The 10,142-nt window shown below is 72.0% G+C and carries 8 protein-coding genes; 4 read left to right on the forward strand and 4 right to left on the reverse strand.

What is annotated here, in order from left to right; all coding sequences use genetic code 11:
* A partial coding sequence (locus tag ABZ371_RS22945) for an ROK family protein (RefSeq protein ID WP_358682732.1) occupies positions 1–1,303 on the reverse strand: 1,303 nt, incomplete at its 3' end.
* A 184-nt stretch (positions 1,304–1,487) separates the two neighbouring features.
* Between ABZ371_RS22945 and ABZ371_RS22950 the strand changes: the two genes are divergently transcribed.
* The 4 genes from ABZ371_RS22950 to ABZ371_RS22965 all read left to right on the forward strand — a co-directional run bounded on the left by ABZ371_RS22950 (position 1,488) and on the right by ABZ371_RS22965 (position 6,122).
* Positions 1,488–2,804 (forward strand): sugar ABC transporter substrate-binding protein, encoded by a 1,317-nt coding sequence (locus tag ABZ371_RS22950; RefSeq protein WP_358682734.1) that lies wholly within the window; start codon positions 1,488–1,490, stop codon positions 2,802–2,804.
* A gap of 14 nt (positions 2,805–2,818) precedes the next feature.
* Complete coding sequence (locus ABZ371_RS22955) at positions 2,819–3,814, forward strand: sugar ABC transporter permease (protein WP_358682736.1); 996 nt, start codon at positions 2,819–2,821, stop codon at positions 3,812–3,814.
* A 28-nt stretch (positions 3,815–3,842) separates the two neighbouring features.
* Entirely contained in the window at positions 3,843–4,682 is an 840-nt protein-coding gene (locus ABZ371_RS22960) for a carbohydrate ABC transporter permease (RefSeq protein ID WP_358682746.1), read from the forward strand.
* Positions 4,683–4,763: 81 nt separating this feature from the next.
* Entirely contained in the window at positions 4,764–6,122 is a 1,359-nt protein-coding gene (locus ABZ371_RS22965) for a GH1 family beta-glucosidase (protein WP_358682738.1), read from the forward strand.
* Positions 6,123–6,369: 247 nt separating this feature from the next.
* On the opposite strand, the gene ABZ371_RS22970 is transcribed toward ABZ371_RS22965, so the two are convergent.
* The 3 genes from ABZ371_RS22970 to ABZ371_RS22980 form a co-directional block, all read right to left on the reverse strand.
* The gene (locus ABZ371_RS22970) at positions 6,370–7,422 is read right to left on the reverse strand and encodes a LacI family DNA-binding transcriptional regulator (RefSeq protein WP_358682740.1); all 1,053 of its coding nucleotides are present in this window, start codon (positions 7,420–7,422) and stop codon (positions 6,370–6,372) included.
* A gap of 259 nt (positions 7,423–7,681) precedes the next feature.
* Positions 7,682–9,244, reverse strand: a complete 1,563-nt coding sequence (locus ABZ371_RS22975; RefSeq protein WP_358682742.1) for a mucoidy inhibitor MuiA family protein — start codon at positions 9,242–9,244, stop codon at positions 7,682–7,684.
* An 8-nt stretch (positions 9,245–9,252) separates the two neighbouring features.
* Positions 9,253–10,142: DUF4139 domain-containing protein (locus tag ABZ371_RS22980; RefSeq protein WP_358682744.1), on the reverse strand; the 890-nt coding region annotated here is incomplete at its 5' end.

Here is a 10,142-nt window from a genome sequence, read left to right on the forward strand (position 1 = left end):
GCAGAGTCGTCCGCCACGCCGGGACCTGCTCCTCGGGACCGGCCTCCTCCTGCCGGCCACCGCGTTCGAAGAAGTCGGCGAGCGGCAGGGAGGCCGCGCCCACGGTGACGGCGTCCGGCCCCAGGGTGCCGAGGTCGATGCGCACGTGGGACGCCGGATAGGCGAGCGCGTAGGAGGTGGCGTGGGCCCGCACCGAGTCCAGGAAGCGCGTGCCGAGCTGGAGACCCGCCCAGCCCCCGACGAGGATGCGTTCGGGCTGGAAGAGGTTGATCAGGTCGGAGAAGCCCGCTCCGAGGTACTCCGCGGTCTCCTCGAGCACGGCCAGGGCGGTGGCGTCGGACTCCGGCCCCGCCCCGTCGTCCTGCCCGGCCGGGTACGCCGCGGCGAGCATGGCCGTGAGGGCGGTCTCCTCGTCGGCGTCGGCGAGCGGCTGCCCGCCCGCCTCCCGCCAGCGCTCCAGCAGCGCCTCCGCGCCCGCGTACGCCTCCAGGCAGCCGAGCGAGCCGCAGCGGCAGCGGCGGCCGCGCACCCGAACGGTCAGGTGCCCCCACTCGACGGCCCGGCCGGGGCTCATGTCGTCGGTGACCACGCAGGCGCCCACACCGGAGCCGAAGAGCACGACCACGGCGCTCTGCGCCCCGCGCCCGGCACCGAACCACATCTCGGCCTGGCCGAGTGTCTTGGCCCCGTTGTCGATGTAGTACGGCACGTTCCCCGGGACCGGCACGGCCTCGCGCAGCAGGCGCTCCAGTGGCACGGCGTCCCAGCCGATGGTCTGGCCGTGCACCACGGCACCGTGCTCGGGCGTCCTGGAGACGATGCCGGGGACACCGATGCCGACCCCGAGGAGCCGCTCGGCCGGGATCCCCGCGCGTTGCAGGACCTCGGTGATCCCGGCGCGCAGATGCCCCGTCACCACGCCGACGTCGTAACGGTCGACGCGCCGGGGCCCGTCGGGCGACAGGGGCTTCTCGACCCGTGCGAGCTCGGTCAGGGCCAGGTCGAAGAGCTCGATCCTCACCCGGGTCTCGCCGATGTCGACACCGATCATGTACCGGCTCTGCGGCCGGATGCGCAGAAGGGTGCGCGGGCGCCCGCCCGCCGAGTCGACGCTGCCGGCCTCCTCGACCAGGCCCTCGGCGACCAGCTCGGCCACCACGTTGCTGACGGAGCCGGAGCTCAGCCCTGTCAGCGGTCCGAGCGAAAAGCGGCTCAACGGGCCATCGAAATACAAACGTTGCAATACGGCGGCGCGGTTCTCGCGCCGCAGGTCACGCACCGTTCGGCCGCTGCGTACTTTCACCATGCCCCCTCTTCCCGGATCTCACCTCTGCAACATACCGCCGCGCGGCACTTGACGCGACCTTCACTTGGGGTTTAACTCACCTCCTAAATTAAGCCGTATGGGTTCGAGGGTCCGCACGTGGACGGCTCCTCGGCCCGCCCTCGCGGCGGACATCCGTCACTTCTGAAAGGCCCCTGCTGTCATGCGCAGAATCCGAGCCGCGGCCGTCGGCGCAGTCACCCTCTCGCTCGTTCTCACCGCGGCTGCCTGCGGCGGTGGGTCGTCCGGTACGAGCGGATCCAACGCACAGCCCAAGACGCTCACCTACTGGGCCTCGAACCAGGGCGCCAACATCGAGGCGGACAAGAAGGTCCTGCAGCCGGAACTCGACAAGTTCGAGAAGAAGACGGGCATCAAGGTCAAGCTGGAGGTGGTGCCCTGGAGCGATCTGCTGAACCGCATCCTCACCGCCACGACCTCCGGACAGGGCCCGGACGTCCTCAACATCGGCAACACCTGGAGCGCCTCCCTCCAGGCCACCGGCGCGCTGCTGCCCTGGGACGAGCAGAACTTCGACGCGATAGGCGGGAAGGACCGCTTCGTCGAGTCCGCGCTCGGCTCGACCGGCGTCCAGGGCAAGGACCCGGCCGCCGTGCCCCTGTACTCCATGGCCTACGCGCTCTACTACAACAAGAAGATGTTCGCCGACGCCGGCATCCAGAAGCCCCCCACCACCTGGGACGAGGTGGTGGAGGCCGGGAAGAAGCTGTCCGAGGACGGCAAGTGGGGACTCGGCGCGGAGGGCTCGAACCTCTCCAACAACATCCACCAGGTCTTCGTCCTCGCCAAGCAGCACGGGGCCGACTTCTTCACCGCCGACGGCAAGGCGGACTTCACGTCCGACGGGGCCGTCGCCGCCGTCAAGCAGTACGTCGACCTCATGGCCAAAGACAAGATCATCGCCCCCGGCAACGCCGAGTACGCGCAGAACCAGTCCCTGAGCGACTTCGCCAAGGACAAGACGGCCATGGTGCTGTGGCAGACGGCGGCCGCCACCTTCGAGTCCCAGGGCATGGACAAGGAGGAGTGGGACGTGGTGCCCGCCCCGGTCCAGTCGGGCAAGCCCGGGCAGGGCAAGGGCACGAACTCCATGGTGGCCGGCATCAACATGGCCGTCTTCAACAACACCAAGAACATCGACGGTGCCAAGAAGTTCGTGAAGTTCATGACCAGCGACGACGAGCAGACCGTCCTCAACAAGGCCTACGGCTCCATCCCGCCGGTCAAGGCGGCCCAGGAGGACGCCGCCTTCAACACCTTCGCCCTCTCACCCCTGCGGGAGACCCTCGCCACCAGCGCCGCCGCCCTGCCCCAGGTCCCCGAGGAGTCGCAGTTCGAGACCGTCGTCGGCACGGCGGTCAAGGAACTCTTCGCCGACGCCGCCGCCGGCCGTCCGGTGACGACCGCGTCGGTCAAGGCGAAGCTCGAAAAGGCCCAGCAGCAGATGCCCAAGAAGTGAGCACGGACACCACCATGACCACAACCGCCGCCCCCCTCGCCGGCGAGCGGACAGCAGAGAAGAAGAACCCCGGAGCGGCGCCGCGCAGACGCCGCTCCGGGCGGCTGCGCAAGATCGGCCTGCCGTACCTGCTGCTGCTCCCCGCCCTGCTCCTCGAACTGCTGGTCCACCTGGTGCCCATGATCATCGGCATCGTGGTCAGCTTCCGGCAGCTCACCCAGTTCTACATCCGGGACTGGACGACCGCCCCGTGGGCAGGTCTCGACAACTACGCCGTCTCCGTCGACTTCGACGCCCCGGTGGGCGAAGCGCTGGTGCGGTCGTTCGTGACCACGTGCCTGTTCACCCTGCTGTCGGTGGGACTGTGCTGGTTCCTCGGAACCGCCGCCGCGGTCTTCATGCAGGAGACCTTCCGCGGCAGGGGCTTCCTGCGCACGCTCTTCCTCGTGCCGTACGCCCTGCCCGTGTACGCCGCCGTCATCACCTGGGCGTTCATGTTCCAGCGCGACAACGGCCTCGTCAACCACGTCATCCACGACCAGCTCGGCCTCACCGACAGCCCTCCGTTCTGGCTCATCGGCGACAACGCCTTCGTCACCCTGCTCGTCGTCTCGGTCTGGAAGGGCTGGCCCTTCGCCTTCCTCATCATGATGGCGGGTCTCCAGAACATCCCCCGGGACATCTACGAAGCGGCCGCCCTCGACGGTGCCGGGGTGTGGCAGCAGATCCGCCGCATCACCCTGCCGTCGCTGCGGCCCGTCAACCAGGTCCTCGTCCTCGTGCTGTTCCTCTGGACCTTCAACGACTTCAACACGCCCTTCGTCCTGTTCGGCAAGGCGGCCCCGGCGTCGGCGGACCTCATCTCCATCCACATCTACCAGTCGTCCTTCCAGACCTGGAACTTCGGGACCGGCTCCGCGATGTCGGTGCTGCTGCTGCTGTTCCTGCTCGTGGTGACCGGCCTCTACCTCCTGTTCACGTCCCGAGGAAAGCAGGGCACCGATGCCTAGCACCGCGCAGCGCCCGGCCCGTTCCCCGATGGCGCCCCCGCAGTCGTTCTTGTGGGCCCGGCGGGTCTTCCTGACCCTCCTCACCGTCTTCGTGGCGCTGCCGGTGTTCGTCATGGTCACCAGCTCCCTCAAGCCGCTGGAGGACGTCACCGGCAAGTTCCGGTGGATCCCGTCCGGCCTGACCGTCAGCCCCTACTTCGACATCTGGGACACGGTCCCCCTGGCCGACTACTTCGTGAACTCCCTGGTCGTCGCCGGGACGGCGACCGTCTGCTCGGTGGTGATCGCGGTGTTCGCGGCCTACGCCGTCAGCCGGTACAACTTCCGCGGCAAGCGCGTCTTCACGGTGACCGTCCTCTCGACCCAGATGTTCCCGGGGATCCTCTTCCTCCTGCCGCTGTTCCTCATCTACGTGAACATCGGCAACGCCACCGGCATCGCCCTGTTCGGGTCGCGGGGCGGCCTCATCCTCACCTACCTGACCTTCTCCCTCCCCTTCTCCATCTGGATGCTGATCGGGTACTTCGACTCGGTGCCCAGGGACCTGGACGAGGCGGCGAAGGTGGACGGCTGCGGTCCGCTGGGCGCGCTGTTCAGGGTGATCGTCCCCGCGGCGATCCCCGGCATCGTGGCCGTCGCCGTGTACGCGTTCATGACGGCCTGGGGCGAGGTGCTCTTCGCCTCGGTCATGACCAACGACACCACCCGCACCCTCGCCGTCGGCCTCCAGGGCTACTCCACGCAGAACGACGTGTACTGGAACCAGGTCATGGCGGCCTCCCTCGTGGTCAGCCTGCCCGTGGTAGCCGGCTTCCTGCTCCTCCAGCGCTACCTCGTCACCGGTCTCACCGCCGGCGCCGTCAAGTAGCCGCACCACCTCGGGCGCCGTCGAGCGGCGGCACCCGGGGACGGCTTCCCCGCCCATCCGCCCCACCTCCGAGAGGTACCCGTGTCCGAACCGATAGACCTCGCAGCCTTCCCGCCCGACTTCGTCTGGGGGACGGCCACGGCCGCGTACCAGATCGAGGGCGCCGTCGCGGAGGACGGACGGTCTCCCTCGATCTGGGACACGTTCTCCCACACGCCGGGGAAGGTCGAGAACGGCGACCACGGCGACGAGGCCTGCGACCACTACCACCGGTGGCCGGAGGACGTCTCCCTGATGCGGCGGCTGGGAACCGGCTCCTACCGCATGTCCACGGCCTGGCCACGCATCGTGCCGGGTGGCGACGGGCCGGTCAACGCCGCCGGGCTCGACTTCTACGACCGGCTCGTGGACGGGCTCCTGGACGCGGGCATCACCCCCAACATCACCCTGTACCACTGGGACCTCCCCCAGGCCCTCCAGGACCGGGGCGGCTGGACGGTGCGCGACACGGCCGAGCACCTCGCCGCCTACGCGGCCGTGGTGGCCGGGCGCCTGGGGGACAGGGTCACCCGGTGGGCCACCCTCAACGAGCCCCTGTGCAGCGGATGGATCGGCCACCTGGAAGGCCGGATGGCCCCCGGGCTGACCGACCTCACCGCCGCGGTCCGGGCCTCCTACCACCTGCTGCTCGGTCACGGACTGGCCGCTCAGGCGATCCGCGCCGCGGTACCCGGGGCGCGGATCGGGCTCGTGACCAACCACTCCACCGTGGAGGCGGCTTCCTCCTCCGCCGAGGACCTCGCCGCGGCCGTCCGCATGGACGGCCACACCAACCGCTGGTGGCTCGACCCGGTCTACGGCCGGGGCTTCCCGGCGGACATGCGCGAGCTGTACGGAGTCGAACTGCCCGAGCGCGCCGGTGACCTGGAGACCATGGCCACCCCCCTGGACTGGCACGGCCTCAACTACTACTTCCCGGTCACCGTCGCCGACGACCCGGAGGGCCCCGTCCCGCAGGCGCGGGAGGTACGCCTGCCCGACGTGCCGCGTTCGGGCATGGACTGGCCGATCGACGCGGGCGGCCTGGAGGCACTCCTCCTGCGCCTGACGGAGGACTACGGCGTACGCCGCCTGTACGTCACGGAGAACGGCTCCGCCTTCCCCGACACGGTCGGCCCCGACGGTGCCGTGGACGACCCCGAGCGCGTCCGCTACCTGGAGCAGCACCTGGCGGCGTGCGCCCGTGCCGTGCGCAAGGGGGTGCCCCTGGCCGGCTACTACGCATGGTCGCTGCTGGACAACTTCGAGTGGGCGTACGGCTACGACAAGCGCTTCGGGCTCGTCCACGTCGACTACCGGACGCAGGCACGCACCATGAAGAGCAGCGGTCACCGCTACGCCGACATCATCCGCGCCCACCGGCAGGCGCACCGCGTCTGACGGACGGAACCCGGTGCGCCACACCCGGCGGACCTGGTCGGGTGCACGTGCGACGGGCCACTGCCCGTGACCCCCGCCCCTGCCGCGGGCCGCACCGCCTGCGGCAGGCGCGGTGCGCGTCCGGCAGGGGCGATGCCGTGAGGACTTCCCGGCGGTGCGGGGGAGCGGGCTGCCCCGGGGCGCCCGAGGCTTCGACCGGACGGGCCGCCGGAGCGCACGGCAGGGGCGGCCTGCGCGGGGACGCCGCCTACGCGGACTCGCGCACCACCAGCCGGGGTTCGAAGATCACCGAAGTGGGCTCGGTGCGGGCCCCCTCGATGTGCTCCTGGAGGACGCGTGCCATCGTGGCCGCCATGTCCTCCATGGGCTGGCGGACCGTGGTCAGCCGGGGCCGGCACGCGCGCGCGGTGGCGGAGTCGTCGAAGCCGACGACGGCCACGTCCTGCGGCACCCGCTTGCCGTGTTCCCGCAGCACCTGGCACGCCCCCTGGGCCATCAGGTCGTTGGCCGCGAACAACCCGTCGATGCCGGGGTGCTCCCTCAGCAGGCGGGCCGTGGCCGCGGCCCCGCTGTCGTGCGTGAAACCGCCCTCCGCGAAGGGGACGCAGGGGTGGCCGCGCCGTGCCACGGCGTCGCGGAAGCCCGTGAGCCGGTCCTGGGCGGCGGGCAGGCTCAGCGGTCCGGTCACGGTGGCGATCTGCCGGCAGCCTCGGTCGAGCAGGTGCTCGGCGGCGAGTCGTCCCCCGTCCTGGTGCGCGAGGTCGACGTAGCTGACCGGGGCCGCGTCGCCGGGCCGTGCGAACAGCACGCACGGCAGGCCCTCGGCCGCCAGGAGCGCCGGCAAGGGGTCCTCGGCATGCGTGGAGAAGATCAGCGCGCCGTCCGCCCGGCCCTGCCGCAGATAGGCCACGACCTCCCGCCGGGCGGCACTCGACTCCGCGAACATCAGAACCGGGTGCATCGACCGCGGACGCAGGAAGGTGATGACGCCGTCGACCACCCGTCCGAAGAAGGGATCCGCGAACACCTGGGCCGCGAAGGCGGTCCCCTCGCCCCCGGAGTCGCCCGAGCCGTCGTCCCCCGCACCCGCGACGACCAGGGCGATGGTCTCGGCCCGCCGGGTCACCAACGAGCGCGCGGCGCTGTTCGGCGTGTACCCCGTCCGCTCGATCACGCCGCGCACCACGTCCTGGATCGCGGGGTCGACGTTGCGGATGCCGTTGATGACGCGCGAGACGGTGGCGCGCGACACCCCCGCCTCCCGGGCCACGTCCTCCAGGGTCGGCGGCTGTCTGGTCATGCACCGCACCCTATCGGGTCGCACCCCGCCCGGTAGAGCGCTCTCCGACTTCGGTCCCCGGCGACCGCGACACCCGGGCCGGGCGTCTCACCGGTAGGGGGCGGCGGGGGTGTCCCGATCTGCGGGCCGCGTGGCGTGAGCACCCGCGCGGCCCGGACCGCCGCTTCCCCGTGCCCGGCCGGGTGAGGCCGCACCACCCCGGGCCCGCGGTCCGGACACCCGCGCGGCGCCGGCCGTCCCCGGGTGGGGCACCGAGGGCTCAGAGCCCGGTCACCCTGGCGCTCGCCGACACCTCGTAGACCAGGGTGAGCGTCCGGTGGCCGTCGGGCGGCAGACCGACGTCCCAGCGGACGATGCCCTCCTCGTCGACCGCGTCGGGGACGGGCGAGCATGCCTCCCTCCGCAGACGCACCTCGACCGCCGAGACCTCGGAGACCGGAAGCCGCTCCCGGACGGTGACCACCCGGTCGCCCCGCTCGGAGGGCGCGCCGAACCGGGACAGGTGCAGCCGGACGGTACGGGTGATGACGGTCCGCTGCGTGATCCCGGCGACCTCGCGCGTCTCCTCGGTGTGGCGCACCACCCGGTGGTCGTCGCAGCTGCCGAACGCGATCTCGAAGGGCGCGCCGGGCGCGGTGAACTCCAAGGTGCCCCGGCCGGCGAAACCGCTGTCGCGGACCAGGTCCACAGGGCCGGCGAGCAACGCGTGACCGGCCTGGCTGTCCGCCCGTACGACCCGGGTGACCAGGGGGGAGAGCTCGGGTGAGCAGGCGTACTCACTGCGCGCGCGCGTGGTGAACGCGGACAGCGGGACGCGGTGTGCCCGGCCGTCACCGGGCACGGAGACCCGCGCCGGGGACCGCAGCACCTGCGGCTCACCACCGTCGTCGACGCCCGGCAGTCCGGCGACCGGGGCCGGGCCGAGACTCCCGGCCTCCTCCTCGCGCAACTCCACGTCGACCGTACGGCGCTCCGCGGCGGAGCGGTCGGTGAGGGTCAGCCGGTCCTCGCTCAGGTGCGGCGGTTCGGTGGCGAGCGCCGAGCGGGCGGTCGAGAACGTCAGCCGTACGCCGGCCCAGTCCTCCCCGGTGCGCTGCCAGACCACCGCGTCCGTCTCCAGTGCCAGCGAGTCCCCGTCGAGCACGGCACGGTAGGCGGGCCGCCACAGCGCGCAGGGGGTGAGGTGGCTGAGGCGGAGTTCGGCCCGGCCGGCGACCGCGGCCTCCACGGTCAGCTCGATGTGACCGACGAGCTCCGCGGGCTCGTGCTCCGATTCCCGCACGGCCTGTTCGGCCTGGCCCAGTTCGCCCACGACGGCCGCCAACCGGGCCTCCACCGTGCGCAGCCGCTCACCGCACGTGCCGCGTTCCTCGTCGATCCGGTCCAGCTCGCGGGTCCAGTGGGGGCTGTCGGTCTCCCCGGTGCCCGCGCCCTCGCCGATCTCCCGCAGGAAGTCCGCCGCGAGGCGGCCCAGCAGGTCCCGGCGCGCGTGCAGCCGTTCCCGCTGTTGCTCCAGGCCGAGTCGTTCCCCGTCGAGGGCGTCCATCCGCCGGCGCAGGGCGGAGTCCTCACCGGTGTGCGGCAGTGGCCCGCGCGGCGTCCAGCTGCGGACGATCCGCACGTCGAGCACGGACGCCGGTCGATCAGCGGCCAGTTCCGCGTGGAGCGTCCGGTCGACGGCCAGGGCGCTGACGGGCCCCAGACGCAGACGCCGGACCCCGGCCTCGAGGTCGAGTACGGCGGTACGCTCGACGTGCGCGCGGTCCTCCAGGCAGGTCACGGCGGTGACGGGGAGGGCGATCGGTTCGGGTTCCGTGGTCATGACGCGGGTCAGCTCCTGCGGTTGCCGCCGGCGAGGGCCTTGCCGGCCGGGATGCGGATCTCGTAGCCGCCTTCGAGGACGGCGGTGCCGGCGGGAGGCAGCGAGACCCGCCAGACACGCGTGCCAGGGGCCTGGCGATCGGGTCCCGGCCCTTCTGCGGGCACGGTCCAGTCGGCCCGTTCCTCGATCCGGACGTCCGGCTCGGAGGTGACGGGCACCCGCTCGCGGACCTCCACGGTGACGGGGCCGGCCAGGCGGTTGGCCAGTTCCACGTGCACGCGGTGGTCGAGCACGGCGGTGCTGCCGCGCAGACCCGCGGCGGACTCGCGCAGGTGCGTACGACGGGTGACCCGGATGCCCTCGGCGGGTCCGAGCCCGATGCGGCTGACCCCGCCGGGGGCGAGCGTCGGCAGTGCGGTGGTCAGCAGGAAGTCGCCGTCGACGGTGACCTCGACCGGGCCGGCCAGCAGGGCCTGGCCGGTGGCGTTGGAGAGGACCGAGGTCGCGTACACGGTCTGCTCCACCGACGGTACGCAGAGGTACTCCGTCTGCGCGCCGACCGGGATCTCCCCGACGGTGACGGTGTGCCAGGTGCCGTCGGAGGGGATGTCGGCGCGGGCCGCGGTGTCGAAGCGGTGATCGAAGGAGCCGGCCGACTCGCGGGGCCGTACGGCGTGTCCGGGCAACGGCAACCTGGTCACCGACTCGGCCCGGCGCCGGTGCTCGGCCGCCACCGGGTCGAAGGACGACCCGGGGAAGAGGCGGCCTCGGCGGCCGCCCTCCTCCTCGGGACCGCACAGGACGAGGCCCGCGTAGTCGAGCTGGGCCCCGCTCGGCTGCGGCAGACCTGCCGCCGGGAGGGGAGGCGCCGGCGGCGCGGCTCCGCCGGCGGGCGCCG

Source organism: Streptomyces sp. NPDC005899 (assembly GCF_040629645.1).
GTDB lineage: Bacteria > Actinomycetota > Actinomycetes > Streptomycetales > Streptomycetaceae > Streptomyces.

Bases quoted from the DNA above. Each gene is read 5' to 3' on its own strand.
- ABZ371_RS22950 (WP_358682734.1), top strand. From the start codon at position 1,488: ATGCGCAGAATCCGAGCCGCGGCCGTCGGCGCAGTCACCCTCTCGCTC.
- ABZ371_RS22955 (WP_358682736.1), top strand. From the start codon at position 2,819: ATGACCACAACCGCCGCCCCCCTCGCCGGCGAGCGGACAGCAGAGAAG.
- ABZ371_RS22960 (WP_358682746.1), top strand. From the start codon at position 3,843: ATGGCGCCCCCGCAGTCGTTCTTGTGGGCCCGGCGGGTCTTCCTGACC.
- ABZ371_RS22970 (WP_358682740.1), bottom strand. From the start codon at position 7,422: ATGACCAGACAGCCGCCGACCCTGGAGGACGTGGCCCGGGAGGCGGGG.
- ABZ371_RS22975 (WP_358682742.1), bottom strand. From the start codon at position 9,244: ATGACCACGGAACCCGAACCGATCGCCCTCCCCGTCACCGCCGTGACC.